The sequence below is a fragment of the Erythrobacter westpacificensis genome, from assembly GCF_039542285.1.
In the GTDB taxonomy this organism is placed as follows: Bacteria; Pseudomonadota; Alphaproteobacteria; order Sphingomonadales; family Sphingomonadaceae; genus Alteraurantiacibacter; species Alteraurantiacibacter westpacificensis.
Genome location: NZ_BAABHV010000010.1, coordinates 267,162 through 291,602, shown reverse-complemented (window position 1 = coordinate 291,602; position 24,441 = coordinate 267,162). Strand labels below are relative to the sequence as shown.

Genomic DNA, 24,441 nt, shown 5'->3' with positions numbered 1-24,441 from the left:
TGGAAATCGTATATGCGCGTAAAGCGCGGCGGTCGCTGGCGGCTTGCCCCATAATTTTGCCAAGGTTGGGGTCGGGCGTTCGAATCGCCTCGCCCGCTCCATTTTCCTCCCGGAAACCTGTCAGACGAGAACCGACGCGCGAACGATTCGCGCGCCGAACTTCTCACTTAATTTTCGTAATTCTCCAGCTCGTCACCCTGCACGTTTACCACGTGCACGAGGTTCGTCGCGCCTGCCTGGCCGAAGGGGACGCCGGCCAGCATGGCGAGGCGCGCGCCTTCCTGGGCGAAGCCGTGGCGCAGGGCCATGCGCTTGCCCTTGGCGATCATCTCCTCGAAGCTGCCGATGTCCTTGGTTGCCACTGGGTGGCCGCCCCACAGCAGGGCGACGCGGCGGGCAACCGCCATCGACGGGGTCAGCACCATCAGCGGCACCGCGGGGCGTTCGCGCGCCACGCGCCGGGCGCTGCTGCCGGAAAATGTGAAGACGGCGATCGCGCTGATGTTCACGGTGTCGGCGATGGTCATGCAGGCGTGGCTGAGGGCATCGGCCAGCGTGGGATCGGGCGGGGTGTCGAGCATGCGAACGCGCTGCTTGTAACCCTCGTCCTGCTCCACCTGCCTGCCAATCGAATCCATCATCAGCACGGCTTCCTCGGGCCAGTCGCCCGCGGCAGTCTCCGCGCTCAGCATCACCGCGTCGGCCCCGTCGTAGACCGCGTTGGCCACATCCGACACTTCGGCGCGGGTGGGGGCGGGGCTCTCGATCATCGATTCGAGCATCTGCGTCGCCACGATTACCGGCTTGCCCTTCAGGCGCGTGGCGTTGACGATCTTCTTCTGTAGCGGCGGGACTTCCTGCGGCTCCAGCTCCACGCCAAGGTCGCCGCGCGCCACCATGATGCCGTCTGCCAGGTCGATGATCTCGTCGAGGCGGCGAATCGCCTGCGGTTTCTCGATCTTGGCGCACAGCGCGCCGCGCCGCTCGCCATTGGGGCCGGTCATCAGCTTGCGCGCTTCGGCAAGGTCGTCCGGACGCTGCACGAAAGAGAGGCCGATCCAGTCGACGCCGTGCTCCATGGCGAAAGCGAGGTCGCGCTTGTCCTTGTCCGTCAGCGCGGGAATGGGGATTTCCGCGTCGGGCACGTTCACGCCCTTGCGGTCCGAAATAACGCCGCCGACTTCGGCCTTGCACACGATCTCGCCATTGCTGACGCTTTTCACCCGCAGGCGGATCTTGCCATCGTTCACCAGCAGGCGCTGGCCTTCCTCCACCACGTGGAAGATTTCCGGGTGCGGCAGTTCCACGCGGTTCTCGTCGCCCGGCTCGCCCACACGGTCGAAGGTGAAGGTGCCGCCGTGCGGGATCGTGGCGCGCCCGTCCTTGAAGGTGCCGACGCGCAATTTCGGACCCTGCAAGTCTGCCAGGATGGCGATGGGCCGGTAGAATTCCTTCTCCAGCTTGCGGATGTTGGCGATGGTGCGGGCGTGCACCTCGTGTTCGCCGTGGCTCATGTTCACGCGGAAGGCATCGGCGCCTGCCTGGAACAGCCTTCGCAGCATGTCGATGTCGTTACAGGCAGGGCCGGTCGTGGCGAGAATCTTGACCTTGCGGCTGCGGGGGCCAAGTTTGCGGGTATCGACGTTTTCCATGGCCCCCGCCTATGACAGGGCCACATGACAAGACAAGGATATATGATGAGCGAGCCCACCGACCCCCTCGACATGCTGCCCGACGACGTGGCCGCCGCCGCTTTCCGCCGCCTGGTGCGCCACCTGCGCCACCGCCACGATGCGCAGAACATCGACCTGATGGGCCTGTCCGGCTTCTGCCGCAATTGCCTGGCGGACTGGATCCGCGATGCCGGCTACGACGGCAGCAAGGAACAGGCGCGCGAACTGATTCACGGCATGCCGATGGAGGAGTGGAAGGCCACCCGCCAGACCGAGGCCACGCCCGAACAGCTGGAGCGGATGAAGGCCAGCGTCGCGAAGAACGAGGGCGGCGCGCACTAATTTTCCACTTTCGCACAAATCGGTCCACAGGCCCGCTTGCGCCGCCGCGCGGCTGCGCTAACCAGCGGCCCGAACGATTCTCAAGACTACCACCGGAGCAATACCCCCATGGCCGAAGCCACCGACGACCGCCTGCGCCTGCTGATCGAGCGTATCGAACGCCTCGAGGAAGAGAAGAAGGGCATCGCCGACGACATTCGTGACGTGTACGCCGAAGCCAAGGCCGTGGGTTACGACGTGAAGATCATGCGCCAGATCGTGCGCCTGCGGAAGATGGACGCGAACGACCGCAGCGAGCAGGAAATGATCCTCGATACCTACAAGGCCGCGCTCGGCATGGCATAAGCCGGGTTGGCCGGAGCCAGTCGGGCGACGGCGCGCGGAACGGCGCGGCAGGGGCAGTCGTTGATCCTGTAAATCAAGCATTTGCAGGACGACGACCATGACCGACACTCTCCAGAAGACCGAGCCCCTCAAGAGAACCGACAGGGCCACCTTCATCGCGCCCATTCCCGAGGAACCGGCCATGCCGGGCCACGAAAGCGCGCTGGATCGCAAGCCCGAATGGCAGCCGCGCTATCCCGGCTCGGGCCGGATGAAAGGCAAGGTCGCGATCATCACCGGCGGTGACAGCGGCATCGGCCGCGCCACCGCCGTGCTGTTCGCACGGGAGGGTGCGAATATCGCGATCTCCTACCTCGAGGAACACGACGACGCACAGAAGACCCGCGAACTGTGCGAGGCGGAGGGCGCGGAAGTGCTCCTGTCCGCAGGCGACGTGGGCGACCTGAAATACGCGCGCGGCTTCGTGGAGGCCGTGATCGAGCGGTTCGGCCAGATCGACAGCCTGATCCAGATCGCGGGCGAGCAGCACCCCGATTACGACATCGCCGATATCACGCCCGAACAGATCCAGCGCACGTTCCAGTCCAACATCTATTCGATGTTCTACATGGCGCAGGCCGTGCGCCCGCACCTGAAGCGGGGGGCGACGATCGTGAACTGTACCAGCATCACCATGTATCAGGGCGCGCCGATCCTGCTCGACTACTCGGCCACCAAGGGCGCGATCACGGCCTTCACCCGTTCGCTGAGCGGTCAGCTGATCGAGGATGGTATCCGCGTCAACGGCGTGGCGCCCGGCCCGATCTGGACCCCGCTCAACCCTTGCGGCGGAATGCCGGAAGAAGAAATGGACGACTGGGGCACCGACACCCCGATGGGCCGCGCGGGCGAGCCGAACGAAGTTGCGCCGGCCTTCCTGTTCCTGGCCTGCGAGGATTCGTCCTATATGTCGGGCCAGGTGCTGCATCCCAACGGCGGCACCGTTGTCGGCGGCTGAGACGACAGACATTGTTGAAGGATGGGCGGGGCTGGGCTAGGCCCCGCTTTCATTTTCAGCCCCTTTAGAAGAACCGACATGGCAGGCCATTCCAAATTCAAGAACATCATGCACCGCAAGGGTGCGCAGGATAAGAAGCGTTCCAACCTGTTTTCCAAGCTTAGCCGCGAAATCACCGTGGCGGCCAAGATGGGCACGCCCGATCCGGACATGAATCCGCGCCTGCGCCTGGCTGTGAACACCGCCAAGGCGCAGTCCATGCCCAAGGACAACATCCAGCGCGCCATCGACAAGGCCAGCGCGGCAGACGGCGAGAATTACGAGGAAGTGCGCTACGAGGGCTATGGCCCCGGCGGCAGCGCGATCATCGTGGAAACGCTGACCGACAACCGCAACCGCACCGCCACCGCCGTGCGCACGGCATTTTCCAAGCACGGCGGTAATCTGGGCACCGAGGGCAGCGTGGTCCACGGGTTCGAGCGCCTTGGCCTGATCGTCTATCCCGCCGATGCCGGCGACGAGGAGACGGTACTGGAAGCCGCGCTTGAAGCGGGCGCGGAAGACATCGCCTCCACCGCAGACGGCCACGAAATCTGGACTGCCGCGGACGACCTGCACCAGGTCGCCAGCGATCTGGAAAAGTCGCTGGGCGAAGCCGAAACCGTGAAGCTGGCCTGGAAGCCCAACCTCACCGTCGACATGGACGAGAAGAACGCCGCCACCCTGCTCAAGCTGATCGACGTGCTGGACGACGATGACGACGTGCAGACCGTGTGGGGCAACTACGACATTTCCGACGAGGTGATGGAGAAGGTGGGAAGCTGAGCCTCTCATGCTGATTCCCTCATGCTGATTTTAGGCCTCGATCCCTCGCTTAGCTGCACCGGCTGGGGCGTGATCCGGGCAGAGGGAAGCCGTATTACACACGTGGCCAATGGCCAGATCGCGACCTCTGCGAAAGCGGCCATGCCGGACCGCCTGACCATGCTGCACGCCGGGATTGCGGAGGTCATAGCCCGCCACCGGCCCGACCGTGCGGCAGCGGAGGAAGTCTTCGCCAACAAGAACCCGCAATCGACGTTGAAGCTGGCGCAGGCGCGCGGCGCGGTGCTGGCGGCCTGCGGCGCGTCGGGCCTCGACGTGCGTGAGCACGCGGCGCGGCTGGTGAAGAAGGCGGTCGTCGGCACCGGCGGTGCGGAAAAGGCGCAGGTGCAGGCCATGCTCAAGGTTCTGCTGCCCGGCGCGGCGGTGGAAGGGGCGGACGCCGCCGATGCGCTGGCGGTCGCCATTGCCGACGCCAATCTCGGCTAAACGCTCCGCCGACAAGTCGTTTCGGAACAAGAACTTGGCGGCTTCGTAGATAGGCTTGACCGGCACGTGGGAGGCGTGGCGCCAACGCGAACACGGAGCATTCCCATGCGCAAGAAATTCCTGCCCGCCCTCATCGTGGGCACCCTTTCCCTCAGTGCCTGCCAGGCAGGCGTGGGCGGCAATCCGCTCGGCGGCCTCTTCGGCAGCATCCTTGGCGGCAACGGCTACAACGAGCGGAACCTCAGCGATTTCGAGCGCGCGGCCGTGAATGCCTGCGGGCAGGAAGCCGACCGCTACACCCGCGACCGCGTGCGCGTGGACCGGGTGGACCAGGTGACGCGCGACAGCGTGCGCGTGGACGGCAGTATCGAAACGAACGACCGCAGCCGCGACGAATTCACCTGCACCTTCGCCAGCAACGGGCGCATCGCCGACTTCCGCGTCCTCTGAGGATTTGCGGGGAGATTTGACAGCGCGTGCGACCGGAGTAATCCGGCGGCATGTACCTGGTCGTCTTCCGCAATCGCAAGCGTGCCGATATCGACCGGGCGGCCTACGAAGCGCAGGCGGCGGACATGGAAGCGCTCGCCGCGCGGCAGCCGGGCTACCTCTCGTTCAAGAGCTATGCCGCCGATGATGGCGAAGTCGTCGCCCTGTCCGAATGGCAGGACGAGGCATCGGCCCGCGCATGGGGCCGCGTGGCCGAGCACCGCCTTGCCATGAGCGCTGGCCGCAGCCGCTGGTATGCCGAATACACGATGTTCGGATGTGATCGCCCGCGCACCCACCGCTTTCCCTGACCTGTCCTACACTCCCCGGTGTGGGGCAGGCCGCCTGGCATGGCCGCAAATGTCGCAAATCTGCCCAACGTCCGCGCTATCGGGGGAAGCCTGAAAGGCCGTGCTGACAGGGCGGACATTTTGCCTCTAGGACAGTGTTCCATGTGTTCCAGGTTAGTAGGAAAAGGCTCCCTTGCATGACGGTTGAATTCTACGGCATCCCCAACTGCGACACGGTGAAGAAAGCGCGCAAGTGGCTGGACGCGAAGGGGATCGGATACACCTTCCACGACTACAAGAAGGAAGGGGCCGACGCGGCCAAGGTCTCCAAGTGGATCGACGCGAAAGGTGTCGACACCGTGCTCAACCGGCGCGGGACCACGTGGCGCAAGCTGCCTGACGAGGAGAAGGCGAAGGCCGACGATGCCGCTGGCGCTGCGGGCTTGCTGGTGGAGAAACCCAGCATGATCAAGCGCCCGGTGGTGGAGCACGATGGCGGTCTGCTTGTCGGCTTCAACGAAAGCGAATGGGAAGCCGCCCTGTGCTGACAAGAGCTGTGCTGACACGGTCATGCTAGGGCGACTGCAACGCAACTGGCGCCGGGCCTTTCGCGAATCGCTGGAGTCGGCGCTGGCGGCGGGCATCGCCTGGTGGATCGGCCTGCAGGTCTTCGGCGCGGAGCATACGCCGCTGTTCGCCGCCGTCGCTGCGGTTGTCAGCCTCGCGCCCGGCCTGCCCAGCCACTCGCGCCAGGCACTGGGACTCTTGCTGGGCGTGGTGGTGGGCATCGTGGTCGGCGAAGCGGCCCTTGCGGCTAGCGGGGAAGTGCAGCCGCCGATGATGGCACTGGCGGTGTTCGCGGCGATCATGCTCGCCATCGCGTTCGATGTGCAGCCCATCATCGGCATCCAGGCGGGCGTCTCTGCCGTGATCGTGCTGGTGGAGGGGCAGGGCGAGAACAGTTACGCCCGCGTGATCGATGCGCTGATCGGCGGCGGCGTGGCGCTTGCCTTCAGCCAGGTGCTGCTGACGCCCGATCCTTTCGCCATCATGCGTAAGGAGGGGGGCAAGCTGGTGCGCGCGGCGGACGCTTTGCGCGATGCGCTGTGCCGGTGCCGCGATAGTGAGTGCGGGCGCGACGAGGTGGAAAGCGCGCTGCGCGATATGGATCGGGCCGCGATGACGCTGGACGAGCAGCTGGAATACGTCGGCCGGATCGCGCAGCGCACTTTTCGCGGGCGCATGCACAAGGCGCGGATCGAGGCGCGCACGGAGCAGTGGCGGGAATGCTCGAAGCGACTGCGCCTCTCTTTGAGCGACGTCACCCATACCATGCTGGCGCGCGAAGGCGGCCGGGATGACGGTTCCAAACTGGACGAGGCCGCGCGCTGGGTCGAAGCGGGACAATCGCTTTCGCAGGGCAAAGGCGACAAGTTCCGCTCGGTCGAAGAGGCGGAGGAAAAGGGAGTTCGCGAATGACAAGCAGGAATGTCACCGCTTTCGTGCTGGTCTTTACGGCCCTGATAAGCTGCCTCGCCCCGACAACAAGCGCGGCACAGGAGGACGCAATGCTGATCATCGCCCATCGCGGCGCGAGCGGGGAACGGCCCGAGCATACGCTGGCGGCCTACGAACGCGCCGTCGACCAGGGGGCCGACTACATCGAGCCGGACCTCGTCGCGACGAAGGACGGCGTGCTGGTGGCGCGGCACGAGAACGAGATTTCGGGCACGACCGACGTGGGCCAGCGCCCCGAATTCGCTGCCCGCCTCACCACCCGCGTGATCGACGGCGAGGAAGTGACCGGCTGGTTCACCGAGGACTTCACGCTCGCCGAACTGCGCACCCTGCGCGCACGGGAGCGGTTGCCGGACCTGAGGCCGCAGAACACGCACTACGACGGGCTTTACCAGGTGCCGACGCTGGAGGAGATCATCCGGCTGGTGCGCGCCAAGGAGGCGGAGACGGGCCGCACGATCGGCCTCTATCCCGAGATCAAGCACCCCGGCTATTTCAGCAGCATCGGCCACGACCTTGCCGCCATGCTGGTCGAGCAGTTGCACGCGGCAGGCTACGAGGGGGCGAATGCTCCTGTGTTCATCCAGAGCTTCGAGGTTGCACCCTTGCAGCGGCTGGACGGCCTGACCGACCTGCGGCTGGTGCAGCTTCTCAGCGCCGAGGGTGGACCTGCTGACGATCCGGCGATGAGCTACGCCGACATGGTGACGCCGGACGGACTTGCCCAGATCGCCGCCCATGCGGATGGAATAGGCGTGGCCATTCCGCTGTTGCTCAAGGCAGACGGCACATCCACCGGTCTTGTCGAGCGTGCGCATGACGCGGGCCTGCTCGTGCACGCCTGGACGTTGCGAAAGGAGAATGCCTTTCTCCCAGAACCCCTGCAGCTTCCCGGCAATGAGGCCGCGCCCGGCAATCTCGCGGGGCTGGCACTGATGCTAGGAGCGATTGGGACCGACGGCGTGTTCACTGATGATCCTGCGATCGTCCGGGCTGTCTTCCCGGATGATGGAGCCGAAAACCTGTTGGGCACGATCATGACGACCGATGTGGACCGCTAATCGCGTTTCCGCGCCGTGACGATGTAGTTGAGCGAGAGATCATCCGACAGGTGCAGGCCCTTGCCTACGGAGAACGCGATGCCTTTTGGCTCTCCCATGGCCATGCCTGCCACCTCCAGCAGCGCTTCGAACTCTTCGGGAGTGACAAAGTCCTCCCAGTGATGCGTCCCCTTGGGGACCGCGCCCAGTGCCTCCGCCGCGCCCACGAGGAGCGTTCGGCTCTTCAGCGTGCGGTTGGGAGTGGAAAGCACCATCAGCCCATCGGGTGCCAGATGCGCGGCGAGCTGGGCGATGAAAGCCTGCTTGTCCTCGACATGCTCGACCACTTCCATGCTGGTGACGAGATCGAAATGGCCGAGACCCAGCGTGCCGAGTTCGCCGTGGCGATAATCGATAGGCAGGCCCGCTCCCGCCGCATGACTGGTGGCCGCGGCGATATTCTCTTCCGCCGCATCCACGCCAGTCACTTCCGCGCCCAGCCTTGCCAGCGGTTCGCACAGCAGGCCCGCGCCGCAGCCCACGTCCAGCGCGCGCTTGCCCGCCAGCGGCTTCGCGGTCTCCACGTCGCCGCCCCAGTGCATGTCGACAGCCTCGCGGATGAAACCCAGCCGAACCGGGTTCAGCTTGTGCAGCATTGCCGAGGAACCGGCGGGATTCCACCAGTCGGCAGCCAGCTTGCCGAAGTGTTCGGCCTCTTCGGGACGAATGGTTGCATTCGATACAGTTGCGTCAGCCATGCTTGCTCCCTAACAGCGCGCACGAACAAGAACCAGTATAACGCATGAAGGACGTATCTTGGCCCGCATCGTGATGAAATTCGGAGGCACGTCTGTTGCCGGGACCGAGCGCATTCGCCGCGTCGCCAATATCGTGCGCGCGCAGGCTGCGGGCGGTAACGAAGTGGCCGTGGTCGTGTCCGCGATGGCGGGCGAGACGGACCGGCTGGTGAATTTCTGCCGCGAAGCCAATCCCTTGTACGATCCGGCCGAATACGACGTCGTCGTTGCCAGCGGGGAGCAGGTGACCAGTGGCCTCCTGGCGCTCACGCTGCAGGCGATGGGCTGCAAGGCGCGCAGCTGGCTCGGCTGGCAATTGCCGGTAAAGACCTTCTCCGCCCACGCCAATGCCCGCGTCGACGAAATCGACGCGCCGCGCCTGCGCGAATCGATGGCGGCGGGAGAGATCGCCGTGATCCCCGGTTTCCAGGGCGTGTCCGAGGAAGGCCGCATCACAACCATGGGCCGCGGCGGGTCCGACACCTCTGCCGTGGCCATTGCCGCTGCCGTCGATGCCGACCGCTGCGACATCTATACAGACGTCGACGGGGTCTACACCACCGACCCGCGCATCGTCGCGCGGGCGCGCAAGATCCCTTACGTCTCCTACGAGGAGATGCTGGAGCTGGCCTCCGTCGGCGCCAAGGTGCTGCAGACCCGCTCCGTCAGCCTCGCCATGAAACACAACGTGCGCGTGCAGGTGCTCTCGTCCTTCGTGGACGATGGCGCGCCGCCTGCCGATACCCTGCCCGGCACGATGATCGTCTCCGAAGACGAGATGCAGAAGATCCTGGAGGAATCGAATATGGAACGCCAGTCCGTTACCGGCATCGCCCATGACAAGAACGAGGCCCGCGTGGTCCTCACCCGCGTGCCGGACAAGCCGGGCGCGGTGGCCGATATCTTCACGCCGCTGGGCGAGGCCGGCATCAACGTCGACATGATCATCCAGAACGTGGGCCGCGACAAGGGCGAGACCGACGTGACCTTCACCGTGCCGCAGGCCGAACTCGCCCGCGCGCAGGCGCTGCTGGAGGACAAGAAGGAAACGCTGGGCTTCAATCGCATCATCACAGACAGCAAGGTCGCCAAGATCAGCGTCGTGGGCATGGGCATGAAGAGCCACACCGGCGTTGCCGCCACCATGTTCAAGGCGCTGGCCGACCGCGGGATCAACGTGCAGGCGATCTCCACCTCGGAGATCAAGGTGTCCGTGCTGATCGACGAGGACGAGACCGAGCTGGCCGTGCGCGTGCTGCACACCGCCTATGGCCTCGATGCGAAGGACGAAGCCGCTTAAGCGGACTGCGACTTACAGGATCGTCAGCGCGATACAGGTGGCGAGGCCGACGGCCACGTTCATCGGCAGCCCGACCCGCAGGAAATCGACGAAGCGATAGTTCGCCGCGCCGTAGACCAGCGTGTTCGTCTGGTAGCCGATGGGCGTTGCAAAGCTCGCGCTGGCGCCGAACATCACCGCTATCACCAGCGGGCGCGGATCGACGCCCAGCGACTGCGCAAGGCCGATGGCGAGCGGCGTGAGGATGACCGCGACGGCATTGTTGGTGACCACCTCCGTCAGCAGCGAGGTAACGGCGTAGAGGGCCAGCAGCAGGACGAAGGGGGAGGCGGCGGCGAACAGTGGGCCGAGCGCGTTCACCATCATCTCGACCGTGCCTGCATTCTCCAGCCCCTTGCCGAAGGCGAGCATCCCGAAAATCAGCACGAGCGTGTTGCCGTCGATTGAACTCCACGCCTCTTCCGGCTCGATGCAGCGGGTCAGCAGCACAAGCGCGACCCCGGCGATGGCAAGCCCCTGGATCGGCCACCCTAGCACGGCGGCAAGCAGGACGACACCGGCGAGAACGGCCAGCGCAATGGGCGCCTTGCTGCGCCGGAACGCACGCGCGGGTGCCTCGCTGACGTCGGCAAGGTGAACATTGTCCTGCAACGCGCGCGCCCCGTCGCTGCCGACGGCCAGCAGCAATCGGTCGCCCACCCGGCAGCGCACTTCGGCCAGTTCCGGCCCCGCGATATGGCGAGGGCGCGACAGGCCGAGCACGCGCAGGTGCAATTGCGACAGCATCGGGATTTCGGCTAGACGCCTGCCGATAACGGGATGGCCGGGACTGATGACGGTCTGGATCAGCCGCAGGTCCGCAGGTCGCTCAGGCCCGGCCGTGATAAGCTCTCCGCCAAGCCCGGTCAGGCCGGTGCGGAAGTCGAAATGTTCGGCCAGCGAGGCAAGCTCTGCCGGACTCGCGGCGACGACCAGCTGGTCGCCCGCGCCCAGCACGTGCGCCTCGACGTTCTTGCGCTCGATCCGGGTGCCGATCTTGATGCCGATCACCCGCACGCCGGGGCGGCGCGCAATGCCGGTGTCGCCGATCCGCCGACCGATCAGCGAACTGCGCGCTTCCATCACGAGGTGGGAAAGGAACATGTCGCTCTCCGCCTCCTGGTCGGTGCTGCGCGGTGCGCGGTCGGGAAGCAGCCACGGACCCAGGAGGACAAGCACGGCCACGCCCGTGGCCGCCGCGACAAGGCCGACGCCGGTGATCTCGAAGATATGGAATGGCTCCAGCCCCGCATCACGGGCGACCCCGTCGACCAGCAGGTTGGTGGAGGTGCCGATCAGCGTCAGCGTGCCGCCGAGGATGGAGAGATAGGACAGCGGGATCAGCAGCCGCGTTGCCGCCGTGCCCAGCACGGTCGCGATGCGCTTCACGATAGGGATCATCACGATCACGACAGGCGTGTTGTTCATGAAGGCCGAGGCGAAGATCGTGCCCGCGCCGATCTCCGCCACGGCGAGCTTCGGCTGGCGGCGGGTGCGGCGGATGACCCAGCCCGATACCGCCTCCAGCACGCCGGTTCGCAGCAGCGCACCCGAAAGCACGAACATCGCGGCGATGGTGATCGGCGCGGCGTTGGAGAATACGCCGAGCAGTTCGTCGGTCGAAAGGAAGCCCAGCACCAGCATCGCGACCCCGGCAACGGTGGCCAGGATAACCGGCGGCATCCGCTCCAGCAGAAAGGCGCCGAACAGGCCGACAAGCAGCACCAGCCCGATCACCGGCCCGTAGGCATCGCGCCAGTCGAGGAGAGCATCGAGCATCGAGGCTCGTCTACTGTGTTGCAGGGCAAGCGGGAAGCGCCATTTGCAAGCCGCGCTTGAAGCAGGCGCGCGCCGCGCCTAACAGCCGGGCATGAGCACCTATCCCAAGACATCCGCGCTGATGGCGCGTGGCAGCGATTTCCTCGGCTCCGACTACGCGATCATGTGCGGCGCGATGAGCTGGGTTTCGGAGCGTAACCTCGTCTCCGCCATCAGCAATGCCGGAGGCTTCGGCGTGATCGCCTGCGGCGCGATGACACCCGAACTGCTCGACAACGAAATTGCCGAGACGAAGAAGCTGACAAACAAGCCCTTCGGCGTGAACCTGATCACCATGCACCCGGACCTTTTCGACCTGATCGACGTGTGCGCGAAGCACGAGGTCGGCCACGTGGTGCTGGCAGGTGGCCTGCCGCCCAAGGGCAGCGTGGATGCCATCAAGCAGAAGGGCGCGAAGCTGATCGCCTTTGCCCCGATGCTGGCGCTGGGCAAGAAGCTGCTGCGCTCCGGCGCCGATGCCCTGGTGATCGAGGGGATGGAAGCGGGCGGCCACATCGGCCCTGTCTCCACCAGCGTGCTGGCGCAGGAAATCCTGCCCGAACTGGCGGGAGATAATCTCGTCTTCGTGGCGGGCGGAATCGGCAGGGGCGACATGATCGCAGGCTACCTCGAAATGGGCGCGGCGGGCGTGCAGCTTGGCACCCGCTTCGCTTGTGCGACCGAAAGCATTGCCCACCCCGATTTCAAGAAGGCTTTCTTCCGCGCCAGCGCCCGCGATGCCGTGGCATCTGTGCAGGTCGACCCGCGCCTGCCGGTGATCCCTGTGCGCGCTTTGAAGAACAAGGGCACCGAGGAATTCACCGCCAAGCAGCGCGAAGTCGCCGCCGTGCTCGACCGCGAGGAAATCGCCATGGCCGAGGCGCAGTTGCAGATCGAGCACTACTGGGCAGGCGCCCTGCGCCGCGCAGTGATCGATGGCGACGTGGAGAACGGCAGCCTGATGGCAGGCCAGTCGGTCGGCATGGTGAAGGCGGAGGAGCCCGTGGCCGACATCATCGCGCAGCTGATGCAGGAAAGCGAAGCCGCGCTGACGCTGCGCAACAGGGTCTAGCGCGCCAGCCCCAGCAGCACCGCGACGGTCGTGTCCGGGTCGTTCTGCATCACGAAGTGGTCGGTATTCGTTTCGTGATAATCCCAACCGCTTGCCTTCGCCTTTTCGGCAAACCCGGCGAAGGGCGTGGGATCGTAGCCGGTGGCGAAGATGTAGCACTTCTTCGCGATGGCTTTTTCCTCGCCGCTGAAGGGAATGGCCTCCAGTAATGTCAGCAAGGGGTGAAACCCGACGACGCCCGGCACCTGCTCGAAGTCGATCGACCCGATGGGCGTGACGTAGCCCGGCTGGTGGCGCTGGGTGTCGATATACCAGTTGTGCTCGAACTCGCCGGTAATGTCCCACAATGACTGGTCGCTGTCGGGCATGAAGGCATCGACGTAACAGATCGCGTCGATTCGCCTGCCTAGGCGGGAGGCGACGGCGCTGATCACCATGCCGCCGTAGGAATGGCCTGCGATGATGAAACGTTCGAACCCAGCTTCCTCGATTTGATCGCACACATCGTCGACATGGTCGGTCAGCGTGATGCCGGGGTGCAGTTCGCCCTGCCGCGAGCCGAGGCCGCGCAGGGTGCAGTTGAGCACGCGGTGGCCTTCGGCTTCCAGCCTGGCCGGGACTTCGCCCCAGGTGTGGTTTCCACCCCAGGCGCCGTGAACGAGAACGAAATTGGCCATCGGCAATCCTCCTTTTCCTGCACGTTAGGGCCGCCCACGAAAAAGGGGAGGCAGTTTCAAGCTGCCTCCCCAAATTCCGTTCAGCCGATTGGCTGCGAAGACTTACGAGAAAGTCTTCGAGGTACGCCAGCCGGTGGCGTAGGTGTCGGCAGCCATCTTGCCGTAAGGCACGGGCGAGACGATGACCTTGACGTCCAGCTGCTTGTGCGGCTCGACGGTGGTCTTCTCGGTGCCGCCGTTTTCTTCACCCCAGGTGAGCGCAAGCTCGGTGCCCAGCGGAACGTCGGCGTCGACGAAGCCGAGCGACAGGGCCTTCTTCTCGTTCCACGAGTAGCCGGTGAACATCGACTTGCCGATCACGGTGCCGTCGGCATCCTTCACAGCGTCGAAGCTGGAGTTGCCGTAGTTGGCCAGCGGCAGGTCGAAGAACTTGTACTGCTCGCCTTCCGGATCGAACAGCGAACCCATGATCTTCTTCATGTCGTCGGCGTTCCACTCGAAGGTCACCTTCTTGTAGCGATCCTTGGTGCCGTCTTCTTCCATCTTCTTCAGCGCGTCGGCGCCGATGAAGTCATGGTCGAACTTCACGAACGGACCGTACCCCAGCTGGTAGGGGTTGGTGTAGTAGTCCTCGATCGTGTCGCCGATGAACGAACCGGCGATCGAGCCGGTGGCTTCGTAACCGTCGGCGGGCAGCCACTTGCGATAGTCTTCCAGCAGTTCGCCGGTGTAGATCGGAGGCAGCGGGCTGGGGATCCAGCCGGATTCCAGCGTGTTCGACGGGTAGGCGCGGCTGCCGACCGGGATGAGGCCGAATTCTTCGCCGGCTTCGAGGATCTTGTCGCGGACATACTCCTGGTCTTCGTACGGACCCCAGATTTCCAGGCCCGGCGAACCGGCCATGCCGTGGCGCAGGGTGCGGATCGTCTTGTCGCCGATCTTCATGGTCGACATGTTGAAGAACTTCAGCTTGTCCAGCGGTTCGCCGTTCAGCTTCTCGATCACGTCCCAGGCGCGCGGGCCCTGGATCTGGAAGCGCCAGGAAATGCGCTTTACCGGCTTGCCCATCGGACGCGAGGGCGAACGCGGATCGTTGATGATGTCGACGTTGTAGCCGCCCTTTCCGGCCTGGTACATCAGCCAGTTGGCAGCGGGCGCACGGCCCACGTAGACGTATTCTTCTTCGGCGAGGCGGAAGATGATGCCGTCACCGATCACGTGGCCGTAAGGCGTGGTGGGGACGTACTGCTTCGCCTTGTTGACTTCCCAGCCCTTCGACGAGTTGACCATCGTGTCGGACAGGAGCTTACCGGCGTCCGGACCGTTGATGTACAGGTCGAACATGTGGTGCGACTGGTCGAACAGCACGGCGCCGTGCTGCCAGGCCCACTGCTCGTCACGCCAGTTCGAGAATTCGGGTGCGACGACCGGATACACGTAGGCACCGATCTTGTTGTTGCGAAGCTGCTTGACGATGCCGCCGTCAGCTTTCGCCAGCACTTGTTCCAGATTGTCGGCCATTATGGCTCCTCTCCATGGTTGTGAATGAATCACGTATGCGAAATTAGTATGTGGTGCATACAATATTCGGCTACAGGTGCAAGGCGAATCCGCAGCAAAAAGACAGGAGGGGTTTCATGCAGGTCGAAGCGCTGGACCACGTGAACATCATCACCGACGATCTGGACGGCACGGCGAATTTCTATGCCGAGCTGTTGGGCCTCGAACGCCGCGACGCGCCGCCGCCGCTGACGCCGCAAACCGCGCAGTGGATGTTCGATGCAGCGGGGCGGGCGATTTTTCACATCAACTCGCTCGATTGCCAGCGCACCTACGACCGCGAGGTAACGCCCGGCGATGTCACCGGCGCGCTGCACCACGTGGCGCTGCGGCTGACGGGCTACGAGGAAATGAAGGCGCGGCTGGATGCGCGCGGCGCGGACTACCAGGAGAATCTGGTGGAAGCGATTGGCCTGAAGCAGATTTTCACCGCCGATCCCAACAACGTGCTGCTGGAACTCAACTTCTTCGGCAAGTGACTTGCAGGCCATGCAAGTTGATGAAGTACATGCAGGGAGCGGGCTAACTGCATTTCCATAACGCGCGCCGGAAACGCGAAAGCCCCGCACGGCGGCGGGGCTTTTTGATGAGGACGACTGACGGGTTCAAAGAGCGGGTGCGGGGTGTCCGTTATTGGCTGGCGTGTAGGGAAGCAGTTTCTTACTGGCCGCTATTAGGTGCAAATCGGAAAATCCGAAAGAGCGAACCGCTGTTCGCGTTTGAACCATCTGATGCTGCTCGCCGTGTCAGTCAAATATGCTCGATTGCCCTATGTTAGCGTCTCGCCATCGCATTTGGCGCTGCTTAAAACGCCAAGGCGGCTCAGGTTTGCGCGCCGCCCAAAGGCCACGCCGCATTCGCTTGGCATCATCCTGAGCTTCGAAGTATTTCTCTTCGTGATCAAACGCGTATTGCCGGACAACCCAAGCCCAGCCGTTTATGATCAGTTCAAGTTCGATGTTTCGCGTTAATAATCGAGCGCGTTTTGCGACGCCATCCTTGCATTCACCATCCAAGTAATAATGTTTCCTTCCGACTGGCATTTCCTCGGTTAGGTAGGCCATGCAGAGAAGTCTTTTGTACTGGTCGAGTGGGCTGTCAGGTGTGAACTCCTTCACTATCGGAACGACTTGGAGTATTTTGCCACCTATGAGCCATTCAAGCACATTGCGAGCTTCTTCTCCAAAGCGCTGATCCATCTCAGGAGCGTCGATGAACGCCAGCCGGAATGAAACAGATTCGACCCAAGCTTGACGAACCGGATGCCAGACCTTGGCAAGGAAACCATCGCCATCGAAAACCCTTGTGACTTTTACATCCAATGTCTCTGTATCGTCGAGGTTTTCGGGGGCAATGATGAATGACTGGTCGTAGGTCATGGAAAAAGCATCATAACAGCAGCGAATTTCGATGAGTAGCCAAGGCAGGTCTATTAAGCCCGAAAATCGGTTCCTTAGCAGCCAATCGCGATTTCAGGCCACGATTGGCCGGAATAGCAGTCACAGCTTACTGTCACCTATGCAGGACTGCGCCTTATTCGAACGGGCAGTACAGTCGTTCCCCAGATGCTAGCCTACACAAGCGAGTTGAAGCCCACCCCTAAACCGGCACCCCGCCCGCGATCGTCGTGCGGTACATCTCGCGCCGGAAGCCGTCGTAGTCGTTGGGGCCGAGATGCATGGTGGCCGCGTTGTCCCACATGCAGACCATGCCGGGTTCCCACCTCAGGCGGCAGGTGAAGGCGTGCTGGATGGTGTGCTGCACCAGGAAATCGATCAGCGGTTTTGCCTCGTGCGTGGTCATGCCGTCGATCCCGGCGGCGTAGGTGTCGCAGATGTAGAGCGAGGGTTCGCCCGTGTGCGGGTGGGTGCGGACAAGCGGGTGGACGGTGCCCTTGAGGCCCTGTTCGTGCTTTTCGGGGTCGCCGAACTGGATCGCGCCGCCTTCGCGCAGCAGGTTCTGCGTGGCGAAATTGTTGCGCGCACTCATCCAGACTTTCAGCGGGCGCAGCATGTCCTGGTAGACCTTGCTGAGGTGCCGGAAGGCGAGCGCCGTGTTCGTCCAGGTGGTGTCGCCGCCGTAGGGCGGGCCTTCCACCTGCCGCAGCGTGGTGATGCTGGGCGGTTCTTCGAGGAACGGGCTGTCGGTATGCCAGCCGCCGCCGAACAGGCTGGGCGTGACTTCGTCCGCTTCCTTGATGATCGGGTGCACGTCGCGGTGGCCTTCCACCCCTTGCGTGTAGGCATCGACGGCGAATGGGCCGAGGCGGCGGGAAAACTCCTCGTGCTCGGCATGGCTAAGGTGCTGATCGCGCAGGAACACCATCTTGTGCTTCCACAGCGCCTGCTTGAGCGATTCGATGCCCTCGTCCGAAAGGTCGGGCAGGCGCGCGCCGGTGATTTCGGCCCCCATCGCCGCGCCCAGCGGTTCGCAGGTGAAATGCTCCGACTGGAACGGGTGGTTATCGAAATCGCCGCACGGCGCTACGCGAACCTGCCACATGGCCCTGGCCTCCTAACCCAGTGAAATCACCGTCTTGCCGAAGCTTTCCGGCCCCCAGCCATAGGCGTAGGCCTTGTCAGCTTCCTCGAAAGCGAAGGTCTTGCCGACGGGGAAGGTGAGGTGATGCTTGTCGACGAAGGTGTTGAGATCGCTCGCCATGCGGGCGGAGCCGACGAAGATGCCGCGGATCGAGGAGCCGGTGAACATCAGCGCATGAGTATCGGGCGGGGTGCCCTGCGACAGCACGCCGATCAGCGCGATCTCTGCCAGCGGGGCGCAGGCCTTCATCGACTGTTCCAGCGTGCCGGTGCCGCCCACTTCGACGATCTTGTTCGCGCCGCCGAAAGTTTCCTTCACATGGTCGCCCCATTCGGGCGTGGTCTTGTAATTGATGACGTGATCGGCGCCGAGGTCCTTCACCTGCTCCAGCTTCTCGTCGGAGGAGCTGGTGGCAATCACTTCCGCTCCGAACGCCTTGGCCAGTTTCAGCGCAATCAGGGATACGCCGCCGGTGCCCAGCACCAGCACCTTGTCACCCGCCTTCAGCGGATTGCCGCCTTCGAACAGCGCGTTCCACGCGGTGACGCCCGCGCAGGGCAGGCAGGCGGCCTGTTCCATCGTCAGGCTGCGGGCGATGGGAATGACGCCGTGCTCGTCCAGCACCACTTTCTCGGCCAGCATGCCGGGCGCCTTGCCGTCGCCAAGCGCAGGCACGAACTTGGGCGGGCCGTTGTGCCAGCCCTGGAAGAAAGTGCTCTGCACCTCGTCGCCCACGCGCACCGATTTCACGCCTTCGCCCACGGCCACGACCTTGCCCGCGCCGTCCGACAGCGGAATGGAAGGCTCGGTTATCGGGCCGCCGAAATACTTGCCCGCGGCAACCGCGAAATCGCGGTAGTTGAGGGACCAGGCCGTAGGCGCGATCAGGATCTGGCCCGGACCCGGCTCAGGATCGGGCAGCTCGTCCATGTAGAGCTTGTCAAAACCGTCGGCGCCTTCCGGCAGCAACCATGCGCGCATTGTCTCTCTCCCCTGCGACCTGTTCAGTATCAGACTTCCAGCGTTTCCAGCGTGCCGCCGTCAACCGCCCAGTCCTGACCTGTGACATGGCTGGCGGCATCGGACAACAGGAACACGGCGACCTCCGCCATTTCCGCGACGCTGCCCATGCGCCGCTGCGGCACGCGTTTTTCTATCATGCCGCGCTGCTCTTCCGGGATGCGGGCGAGGGCCTCTGTCTCGATGAAGCCGGGGATCACGCAGTTGCAGCGCACCCCGTGCGGCGCCATTTCCATCGCCACCGCGCGGCTGAAGCCCAACAGGCCATGTTTCGAGGCGACATAGGCGGGGTTCATCGCCATGCCGCGCTTCGATGCCATGGAACCTGTGACGAGGATGGAACCGCCCTTTGCCTCGACCATTGCGGGCAGCACTTTCTGCACGGCCCAGAACACGCTGGTAAGGTTGACGCGCAAGGTGTCGTCCCACAGCTCGCCGGGGTATTCCAGCAGCGGGGTAAAGCCGCCCGTCAGGCCCGCGTTGGCGAATAGGCCGGTGATCGGGCCGTTCTGCTCAACTGCACTGTCGAGCGCAGCGTCCAGCTGCTCGCGCTCGCCAACGTCGGCAGCGGCCCAGGCGGCCTTGTCGCCCAGTTCCTTCGCCGCTTCTTCCAACTGCTCCGCCCGCCGGGCGATCAGCGTGACGGAGGCGCCGCGCTGCGCCAGTATCCGCGCCGTCTCCAGCCCGATGCCGGAGGACGCGCCGGTTATGGCGATGTGCTTGCCTTCGAAATCCATGGCCTCTCCCCCTGAGAGCTTACGCTAGGCCCAGTACGCGGGCGGCGTTGTCCTTCATGATGCCGGGCATCACCTCGTCGCGGAAACCCACTTCCTTGGCCGCCGCGATCCACTTGTCCGGGTGGATCAGCGGGAAGTCGCTGCCGAACAGCATCTTCTTCTTGAGCTGGGTGTTGGCGTAGGTGATGACCTGCTTGGGAAAGTACTTGGGACTCCAGCCCGACAGGTCGATGAAGACGTTGTCCTTGTGCAGCGCCATCGAAAGGCTCTGGTCCACCCACGGCCAGCTGGGGTGGGCAAGGATGATCTTCATGTCGGGGAAGTCCACCGCGACATCGTCGATCAGCATGGGCTCGCCGTATTTCAGGCGCATCCCGCCGCCGCCGCGCATTCCAGTGCCCATGCCGGAGTGGCCGGTGTGGAAGATCACGGGCAGCTTGTACTCGTTGATGACCTCGTAGATCGGATAGCCCATCCGGTCTGCCGGGTGCGCGTTCTGGGCGATGCCGTGGAACTTGAAACCCTTCACCCCATGGTTCTCGATCAGGTCGAGCGCCTCGCGCGCGCCGTACTTGCCCTTGTGCGGGTCGATAGAGGCGAAGGGGATGCAGATATCGTCGTTCTTGTTGGCGATCTCCGCCACTTCGTAGTTGGAGACGCGCTTTGCCCCCATGCCGCTCTCGCAATCGACGGTGAACATGCAGAAGGCGATGTTCGTCTCGCGGTAGAGCTCGATGATCTCGGGCATCTTGGGCCGTTCGCGCGGCGCCTTGAAATAGGCGCTGGCGGCGTCGAAGAACTTGCCCATCACCGGGTCTTCGGGATCGTGGCAGGATACCTCGGCATGCACGTGCACGTCGATGGCGCGGACCTTGTTGATATCTACGGGCAAGGCGGTTCTCCGGTTCGAATGCAAAAGAAAAGGCCCGCCCCGGTTCGTCCGGCGGCGGGCCTGTTCGTGTCAGCCGATCACAGCTTCATGATGACCGACTTGGTCTCGAGGTAGGCCTCGATCCCCTCGCGGCCCTGTTCGCGGCCGACGCCGCTTTCCTTGTAGCCGCCGAAGGGGATCGCGGTGTCGATCATGGCGTGGCAGTTCACCCACACCGTTCCCGCCTGCAGCTTGCTGGCGATGCGGTGCGCGGCGCTGGCGTCCTTGGTCCACACGCCTGCGGCAAGGCCGTACTGCGTGTCGTTGGCGTCCTTCACCACTTCGTCGAGGTCCTCGAACCGCTGGGCGACGACGACGGGGCCGAAGATTTCCTCGCGCACGACGCTCATCTGCGGATTCACGTCGGTGAGGATGGTGGGGTTGACGTAGTAGCCATCATCGGACGGCGCATCGCCGCCCATGAGGACGCTGGCACCGTCGCGCTTGCCCGCATCGATGTAGCCCATCACGCGCTCGTGCTGTTCCTTCGACACCAGCGGGCCCATGTGGGCGTCGGGATCGAGCGAGGGACGCGGTGCCCAGAAGTCCTTGGTCTGGGCCATGCCTTCCACCACGTCGTCGAACACGCTCTTGTGCGCGTAGAGGCGCGAGCCTGCCACACACACCTGGCCGGAGTTGAAGAAGATCGCCTGCGAAACGCCCGGCGCTGTCTCCTGCACGTTGACGTCCGGCATCACCACCACCGGGCTCTTGCCGCCCAGTTCCAGCGTGATGTGCTTCAACGTGTCGGTGACATTGCGGTTGATCAGCTTGCCGATCTCGGTCGAGCCGGTGAAGGCCACCTTGTCGACATCGGGGTGCTTCACCATCCGGTCGCCTGCGGTGTGGCCGTAGCCGGTGATGATGTTGACGACGCCTGCGGGAATGCCCGCCTCGGCGATCAGGTCCGCCAGGCGCAGCGCGGTGAGGCTGGTCTGCTCGGCAGGCTTCAGGATGGTGGTGCAACCGGCGGCGAGGGCCGGCGCGATCTTCAAACAGGCCATCAGCAGCGGGAAGTTCCACGGCACGATCTGCGCGCAGACGCCCACCGGCTCCTTCAGCGTGTAGGCGAACATCATGTCGCCCGGCATGGTGTAGGGCGAAATCGTCTCGCCGTTGATCTTGCCCGCCCAGCCCGCGCAGAAGCGGATGTGGGCGGCGGCACCCGGTACGTCGATCGCGCCGGCCATGCCCTTGGGCTTGCCCACGTCGATGGCTTCCAGTTCGGCCAGCTCGTCGGCGTGTTCCTCGATCAGGTCGGCAAGGCGGTTCATGATCTTCTGGCGGGCGACCGGCGGCATGTTGCGCCAGCGGCCATCGTCGAAGGCGGTGCGCGCGGCGGCAACGGCGCGGTCCACGTCCTTGTCGCTGGCTTCGACGATCTTGGAGACGACTTTGCCGGAGGACGGATCTTCGACGTCGATGGTCTCGCCACCGGAGGAATCCACCCATTCGCCGTTGATGTAGAGCTGCGGGCTGCGGCCCAGCGCCTTCTTCGCGGCTTCCGAATATTCGCGCTGGGTACGATCGATCGTGGTCTGTTCGTTCATTGTGGGGCTCCTATCCCGGGAGAATCGAAGAATTGTTGTCTATTATAGCAATCGTGGCGCGCCTTGGCCATGACTATCCGCCGCGCTGTTCCAACTCCTTGTCCTGGTTTGCGCGGAAGATGACGAACTGGCGGATCGCTTCGATCCGGTCCGCAGAAAGGCTCTTGGAAAAGCCGACCATGCCGCGCTGCTCCAGCGCGCCGTCGTGGACGATGGTCTGCCACACCTGCTCGCTCTGCAGCACGGCGCTGCGACGCAGGTCCGGCAGCACCGTGGAGCCGACGGCATTGTCGCCGTGGCATGCCGCGCAGTAGCGACCGTAGTCATAGGTGCCGGAGGCCACCTGCTCCTCGCTGCCGCGGAAGGCGGGCGGGTCCAGCGGCAGGCGCACCAGTTCAGGCTCCGGCGGCAGTTCGCCGCTCGCACCCAGCTTGAACACCAGCAGGCGCGAGATGTTCTGCACCGGCCCGCTCGTCTCGTTCAGGAAGCCGCCGGGTGCCAGCGGCCAGATGCCGCCCCAGCCCGCCAGCACGGCCAGGTACTGTTCGCCGTCGATCATGTAGGTGATGGGCGGGGCCACCACGCCGGTCTGCGCGCGGAAGCGCCAGAGTTCGGCACCGTCGGTGACGGAGTAGGCGGCCATGTTGCCCGCCGCCGTGCCCTGGAACACCAGCCCCCCGCCGGTGGCCAGCGCGCCGCCGTTCCACGGGCCGGGGTACTGCACGCGCCAGCGTTCTTCCTGCGCCACCGGATCCCACGCGATCAGCGCGCCCTTGGTGGCGGCGGCGGAAGCGGCGCGGATTTCGGGGTCTGCGGGCAGGAAGCCTGCCGACTGGTCGATGCCGACGTTGAAGCCGTAGTTGGGATCGGGCTCCCAGTCTTCCTCGGGAACGTAGGGGAAGGCCGCCTCGATCGCGGGGATGAACACCAGCCCTTCTGCCGGGTGGTAGGCCATGGGGTGCCAGTTGTGCCCGCCGCCCGCGCCGGGGGTGGATACGAAGGGCGCGCCGGTGTCGCCATAGCGCGCTTCGGGCACAACGATGGGACGACCTGTCTCCATGTCGATCCCGGTCGTCCAGTTCTGCGCCACGTAGTTATTCGCGCTGATCAGTTCGCCGGTCGCGCGGTCGATCACGTAGAAGAAGCCGTTCTTGGGTGCCTGCATCAGCACCTCGCGCACTTCACCGTCGATCTCGAGGTCGGCCAGCATGATGTGCTGCGTGGCGGTGAAATCCCAGGTGTCGCCGGGCGTGGTCTGGTAGTGCCACACGTACTCGCCGGTGGAAGGGCGCAGCGCCACGATGCTGGAGAGGTAGAGGTTGTCGCCGCCGCCGGGGCTGCGATAGGCCTGGTTCCACGGGGAGCCGTTGCCGACGCCGATGTAGAGCAGGTCCAGCTCCGCGTCGTAGGCCATCGAATCCCACACGGTGCCGCCACCGCCCAGCTTCCACCACTCGCCGTTCCACGTCTCGCGGGCGGCAGCAAGGTGGGCGGGCTCGCTCGCCGCCTCGTCGGGAGCGCCCGGCACGGTGTAGAAGCGCCACAGCATCTCGCCCGTTTCGGCATCGTAGGCGGAGACATAGCCGCGCGTGGTGTATTCCGCGCCGCCGTTGCCGATGATGACCTTGCCGTCGATCACGCGCGGCGCACCGGTGATGGTGTAGGCCATAGACTGGTCGACGGTGACTTCGGACCAGACCTCTTCGCCCGTCGCCCGGTCGAGCGCGATCAGCCGCCCGTCCAGCGTGCCGAGGAACAGCTTGTCGCCCCATGCGGCGACGCCCCGGTTCACCACGTCGCAGCAGGCCTTCACCGCCGTCGCGCCGGGCACCTGCGGATCGTATTCCCACAGCGGCGCGCCGGTGGTGGCGTCGTAGGCTTTCACCTTGCTCCATGCGGTGGTGACGAACAGTTGCCCGTCGATCACCAGCGGGGTCGCTTCCTGCCCGCGGGCGGTATCCATGTCGGCATACCAGGCGAGGCCGAGCTGACCGACGTTGCCGGCGTTGATCTGCGCCAGCGGGCTGTAGCGCTGCTCCGCATAGTCGCGGCCGTAAGTCAGCCAGTTGGCATTGTTGGCGGCGGCGGAAAGCAGATCCGCCCCATCGACCGAACCGACCTGCGCGGGCACGGCCTGCGCCAGTTCCTCGCCGGTGGTCTGGCAGCTTGCCAGTGCGATGCCCATGGCGGCACCGGCCGCCCACTTGCCCAAGTTCATCCTTGCCTCTCCCAAAGCATGTCCCCGCGCTCCCCATGGAAGGCGCGCAATCTTAACTGTCGTTAGTGTTGCCGTGGGCAAGGTGCAAGCGGGACGAAGGGCTGCTCGCGAAGAGAATCCATGTTGCACTTGCACAGGCGCAGCGCCTATGAAAGTCGCCGTCAGTCGAGCGCGAG

At 64.5% G+C, this 24,441-nt stretch carries 25 protein-coding genes; 13 read left to right on the top strand and 12 right to left on the bottom strand.

Translation table 11 applies throughout. The annotated features are described in order from the left end of the window. Positions 1 to 167 precede the first annotated feature (167 nt). Positions 168 to 1,652, bottom strand: a complete 1,485-nt coding sequence (gene pyk / locus ABFX23_RS09330) for a pyruvate kinase (protein ID WP_346032821.1) — start codon at positions 1,650 to 1,652, stop codon at positions 168 to 170. 45 nt (positions 1,653 to 1,697) lie between these two features. Between pyk and ABFX23_RS09325 the strand changes: the two genes are divergently transcribed. The 10 genes from ABFX23_RS09325 (at position 1,698) to ABFX23_RS09280 (ending at position 8,026) form a co-directional block, all read left to right on the top strand. After that, positions 1,698 to 2,015, top strand: coding sequence for a DUF1244 domain-containing protein (locus ABFX23_RS09325; protein WP_120077310.1), 318 nt, complete (start codon positions 1,698 to 1,700; stop codon positions 2,013 to 2,015). Between the two features lie 108 nt (positions 2,016 to 2,123). Further along, positions 2,124 to 2,360 carry a DUF2312 domain-containing protein gene (locus ABFX23_RS09320; protein ID WP_119587879.1) on the top strand — a complete coding sequence of 79 codons (237 nt, stop codon included), beginning with the start codon at positions 2,124 to 2,126 and terminating at the stop codon, positions 2,358 to 2,360. A gap of 181 nt (positions 2,361 to 2,541) precedes the next feature. Beyond that, positions 2,542 to 3,357 (top strand): SDR family oxidoreductase, encoded by an 816-nt coding sequence (locus ABFX23_RS09315; RefSeq protein WP_346033037.1) that lies wholly within the window; start codon positions 2,542 to 2,544, stop codon positions 3,355 to 3,357. 78 nt (positions 3,358 to 3,435) lie between these two features. Further along, entirely contained in the window at positions 3,436 to 4,182 is a 747-nt protein-coding gene (locus ABFX23_RS09310; protein WP_346032820.1) for a YebC/PmpR family DNA-binding transcriptional regulator, read from the top strand. A 21-nt stretch (positions 4,183 to 4,203) separates the two neighbouring features. Continuing rightward, on the top strand, positions 4,204 to 4,668 hold the full coding sequence (gene ruvC / locus ABFX23_RS09305; RefSeq protein WP_346032819.1) for a crossover junction endodeoxyribonuclease RuvC: 465 nt from the start codon (positions 4,204 to 4,206) through the stop codon (positions 4,666 to 4,668). 105 nt (positions 4,669 to 4,773) lie between these two features. Beyond that, entirely contained in the window at positions 4,774 to 5,118 is a 345-nt protein-coding gene (locus ABFX23_RS09300; protein WP_346032818.1) for a hypothetical protein, read from the top strand. A gap of 50 nt (positions 5,119 to 5,168) precedes the next feature. Then, positions 5,169 to 5,468 (top strand): antibiotic biosynthesis monooxygenase family protein, encoded by a 300-nt coding sequence (locus tag ABFX23_RS09295; protein ID WP_346032817.1) that lies wholly within the window; start codon positions 5,169 to 5,171, stop codon positions 5,466 to 5,468. Positions 5,469 to 5,644: 176 nt separating this feature from the next. Continuing rightward, positions 5,645 to 5,995 (top strand): ArsC family reductase, encoded by a 351-nt coding sequence (locus tag ABFX23_RS09290; RefSeq protein ID WP_346032816.1) that lies wholly within the window; start codon positions 5,645 to 5,647, stop codon positions 5,993 to 5,995. Between the two features lie 22 nt (positions 5,996 to 6,017). Beyond that, a complete protein-coding gene (locus ABFX23_RS09285) occupies positions 6,018 to 6,926 on the top strand; it encodes an FUSC family protein (protein WP_346032815.1) in 909 nt (302 codons plus the stop codon). Next, a complete protein-coding gene (locus ABFX23_RS09280; RefSeq protein WP_428831653.1) occupies positions 6,923 to 8,026 on the top strand; it encodes a glycerophosphodiester phosphodiesterase in 1,104 nt (367 codons plus the stop codon). Before ABFX23_RS09285 ends, ABFX23_RS09280 begins: the two co-directional genes overlap by 4 nt. Here ABFX23_RS09280 and ubiG read toward each other — a convergent pair. Then, the gene (gene ubiG, locus ABFX23_RS09275) at positions 8,023 to 8,763 is read right to left on the bottom strand and encodes a bifunctional 2-polyprenyl-6-hydroxyphenol methylase/3-demethylubiquinol 3-O-methyltransferase UbiG (RefSeq protein WP_346032814.1); all 741 of its coding nucleotides are present in this window, start codon (positions 8,761 to 8,763) and stop codon (positions 8,023 to 8,025) included. The two genes, ABFX23_RS09280 and ubiG, sit on opposite strands and share 4 nt — an antisense overlap. 58 nt (positions 8,764 to 8,821) lie before the next feature. On the opposite strand from ubiG, the gene ABFX23_RS09270 reads away from it, so the two are divergent. After that, entirely contained in the window at positions 8,822 to 10,102 is a 1,281-nt protein-coding gene (locus tag ABFX23_RS09270) for an aspartate kinase (RefSeq protein WP_346032813.1), read from the top strand. A 12-nt stretch (positions 10,103 to 10,114) separates the two neighbouring features. On the opposite strand, the gene ABFX23_RS09265 is transcribed toward ABFX23_RS09270, so the two are convergent. Next, on the bottom strand, positions 10,115 to 11,920 hold the full coding sequence (locus tag ABFX23_RS09265) for an SLC13 family permease (protein ID WP_346032812.1): 1,806 nt from the start codon (positions 11,918 to 11,920) through the stop codon (positions 10,115 to 10,117). 91 nt (positions 11,921 to 12,011) lie between these two features. On the opposite strand from ABFX23_RS09265, the gene ABFX23_RS09260 reads away from it, so the two are divergent. Continuing rightward, entirely contained in the window at positions 12,012 to 13,031 is a 1,020-nt protein-coding gene (locus ABFX23_RS09260; RefSeq protein ID WP_346032811.1) for an NAD(P)H-dependent flavin oxidoreductase, read from the top strand. On the opposite strand, the gene ABFX23_RS09255 is transcribed toward ABFX23_RS09260, so the two are convergent. Next, positions 13,028 to 13,708, bottom strand: a complete 681-nt coding sequence (locus ABFX23_RS09255; protein WP_346032810.1) for an alpha/beta fold hydrolase — start codon at positions 13,706 to 13,708, stop codon at positions 13,028 to 13,030. The two genes, ABFX23_RS09260 and ABFX23_RS09255, sit on opposite strands and share 4 nt — an antisense overlap. Positions 13,709 to 13,810: 102 nt before the next feature. Further along, positions 13,811 to 15,229 carry a vanillate/3-O-methylgallate O-demethylase gene (ligM, locus tag ABFX23_RS09250; protein ID WP_346032809.1) on the bottom strand — a complete coding sequence of 473 codons (1,419 nt, stop codon included), beginning with the start codon at positions 15,227 to 15,229 and terminating at the stop codon, positions 13,811 to 13,813. 116 nt (positions 15,230 to 15,345) lie between these two features. Here ligM and ABFX23_RS09245 point away from each other — a divergent pair, with 116 nt between their 5' ends. Next, positions 15,346 to 15,747, top strand: a complete 402-nt coding sequence (locus ABFX23_RS09245; protein ID WP_346032808.1) for a VOC family protein — start codon at positions 15,346 to 15,348, stop codon at positions 15,745 to 15,747. Positions 15,748 to 16,014: 267 nt separating this feature from the next. Here the strand turns inward: ABFX23_RS09245 and ABFX23_RS09240 are convergent, their stop codons facing one another. From ABFX23_RS09240 to ABFX23_RS09210, 7 genes are all read right to left on the bottom strand, one after another. Continuing rightward, positions 16,015 to 16,647, bottom strand: coding sequence for a thermonuclease family protein (locus ABFX23_RS09240; RefSeq protein ID WP_346032807.1), 633 nt, complete (start codon positions 16,645 to 16,647; stop codon positions 16,015 to 16,017). Positions 16,648 to 16,867: 220 nt separating this feature from the next. Further along, the gene (locus ABFX23_RS09235; RefSeq protein ID WP_346032806.1) at positions 16,868 to 17,770 is read right to left on the bottom strand and encodes a TauD/TfdA dioxygenase family protein; all 903 of its coding nucleotides are present in this window, start codon (positions 17,768 to 17,770) and stop codon (positions 16,868 to 16,870) included. Between the two features lie 12 nt (positions 17,771 to 17,782). Continuing rightward, complete coding sequence (locus ABFX23_RS09230) at positions 17,783 to 18,790, bottom strand: zinc-dependent alcohol dehydrogenase family protein (protein WP_346032805.1); 1,008 nt, start codon at positions 18,788 to 18,790, stop codon at positions 17,783 to 17,785. 29 nt (positions 18,791 to 18,819) lie between these two features. Next, positions 18,820 to 19,566 carry an SDR family NAD(P)-dependent oxidoreductase gene (locus ABFX23_RS09225; RefSeq protein ID WP_346032804.1) on the bottom strand — a complete coding sequence of 249 codons (747 nt, stop codon included), beginning with the start codon at positions 19,564 to 19,566 and terminating at the stop codon, positions 18,820 to 18,822. 19 nt (positions 19,567 to 19,585) lie between these two features. Then, entirely contained in the window at positions 19,586 to 20,458 is an 873-nt protein-coding gene (locus tag ABFX23_RS09220) for an amidohydrolase family protein (protein ID WP_240624636.1), read from the bottom strand. A 77-nt stretch (positions 20,459 to 20,535) separates the two neighbouring features. Beyond that, positions 20,536 to 22,047, bottom strand: coding sequence for an aldehyde dehydrogenase family protein (locus ABFX23_RS09215; protein WP_346032803.1), 1,512 nt, complete (start codon positions 22,045 to 22,047; stop codon positions 20,536 to 20,538). A 73-nt stretch (positions 22,048 to 22,120) separates the two neighbouring features. Next, complete coding sequence (locus ABFX23_RS09210; RefSeq protein ID WP_346032802.1) at positions 22,121 to 24,265, bottom strand: PQQ-dependent dehydrogenase, methanol/ethanol family; 2,145 nt, start codon at positions 24,263 to 24,265, stop codon at positions 22,121 to 22,123. Positions 24,266 to 24,441: the final 176 nt, after the last annotated feature.

Excerpts from the sequence above, each read along its gene's own strand:
- pyk (WP_346032821.1), bottom strand. The coding sequence starts at position 1,652 with ATGGAAAACGTCGATACCCGCAAACTTGGCCCCCGCAGCCGCAAGGTC.
- ABFX23_RS09325 (WP_120077310.1), top strand. The coding sequence starts at position 1,698 with ATGAGCGAGCCCACCGACCCCCTCGACATGCTGCCCGACGACGTGGCC.
- ABFX23_RS09320 (WP_119587879.1), top strand. The coding sequence starts at position 2,124 with ATGGCCGAAGCCACCGACGACCGCCTGCGCCTGCTGATCGAGCGTATC.
- ABFX23_RS09315 (WP_346033037.1), top strand. The coding sequence starts at position 2,542 with ATGCCGGGCCACGAAAGCGCGCTGGATCGCAAGCCCGAATGGCAGCCG.
- ABFX23_RS09310 (WP_346032820.1), top strand. The coding sequence starts at position 3,436 with ATGGCAGGCCATTCCAAATTCAAGAACATCATGCACCGCAAGGGTGCG.
- ruvC (WP_346032819.1), top strand. The coding sequence starts at position 4,204 with ATGCTGATTTTAGGCCTCGATCCCTCGCTTAGCTGCACCGGCTGGGGC.
- ABFX23_RS09300 (WP_346032818.1), top strand. The coding sequence starts at position 4,774 with ATGCGCAAGAAATTCCTGCCCGCCCTCATCGTGGGCACCCTTTCCCTC.
- ABFX23_RS09295 (WP_346032817.1), top strand. The coding sequence starts at position 5,169 with ATGTACCTGGTCGTCTTCCGCAATCGCAAGCGTGCCGATATCGACCGG.
- ABFX23_RS09290 (WP_346032816.1), top strand. The coding sequence starts at position 5,645 with ATGACGGTTGAATTCTACGGCATCCCCAACTGCGACACGGTGAAGAAA.
- ABFX23_RS09285 (WP_346032815.1), top strand. The coding sequence starts at position 6,018 with ATGCTAGGGCGACTGCAACGCAACTGGCGCCGGGCCTTTCGCGAATCG.
- ABFX23_RS09280 (WP_428831653.1), top strand. The coding sequence starts at position 6,923 with ATGACAAGCAGGAATGTCACCGCTTTCGTGCTGGTCTTTACGGCCCTG.
- ubiG (WP_346032814.1), bottom strand. The coding sequence starts at position 8,763 with ATGGCTGACGCAACTGTATCGAATGCAACCATTCGTCCCGAAGAGGCC.
- ABFX23_RS09265 (WP_346032812.1), bottom strand. The coding sequence starts at position 11,920 with ATGCTCGATGCTCTCCTCGACTGGCGCGATGCCTACGGGCCGGTGATC.
- ABFX23_RS09260 (WP_346032811.1), top strand. The coding sequence starts at position 12,012 with ATGAGCACCTATCCCAAGACATCCGCGCTGATGGCGCGTGGCAGCGAT.
- ABFX23_RS09255 (WP_346032810.1), bottom strand. The coding sequence starts at position 13,708 with ATGGCCAATTTCGTTCTCGTTCACGGCGCCTGGGGTGGAAACCACACC.
- ligM (WP_346032809.1), bottom strand. The coding sequence starts at position 15,229 with ATGGCCGACAATCTGGAACAAGTGCTGGCGAAAGCTGACGGCGGCATC.
- ABFX23_RS09245 (WP_346032808.1), top strand. The coding sequence starts at position 15,346 with ATGCAGGTCGAAGCGCTGGACCACGTGAACATCATCACCGACGATCTG.
- ABFX23_RS09240 (WP_346032807.1), bottom strand. The coding sequence starts at position 16,647 with ATGACCTACGACCAGTCATTCATCATTGCCCCCGAAAACCTCGACGAT.
- ABFX23_RS09235 (WP_346032806.1), bottom strand. The coding sequence starts at position 17,770 with ATGTGGCAGGTTCGCGTAGCGCCGTGCGGCGATTTCGATAACCACCCG.
- ABFX23_RS09230 (WP_346032805.1), bottom strand. The coding sequence starts at position 18,790 with ATGCGCGCATGGTTGCTGCCGGAAGGCGCCGACGGTTTTGACAAGCTC.
- ABFX23_RS09225 (WP_346032804.1), bottom strand. The coding sequence starts at position 19,566 with ATGGATTTCGAAGGCAAGCACATCGCCATAACCGGCGCGTCCTCCGGC.
- ABFX23_RS09215 (WP_346032803.1), bottom strand. The coding sequence starts at position 22,047 with ATGAACGAACAGACCACGATCGATCGTACCCAGCGCGAATATTCGGAA.
- ABFX23_RS09210 (WP_346032802.1), bottom strand. The coding sequence starts at position 24,265 with ATGAACTTGGGCAAGTGGGCGGCCGGTGCCGCCATGGGCATCGCACTG.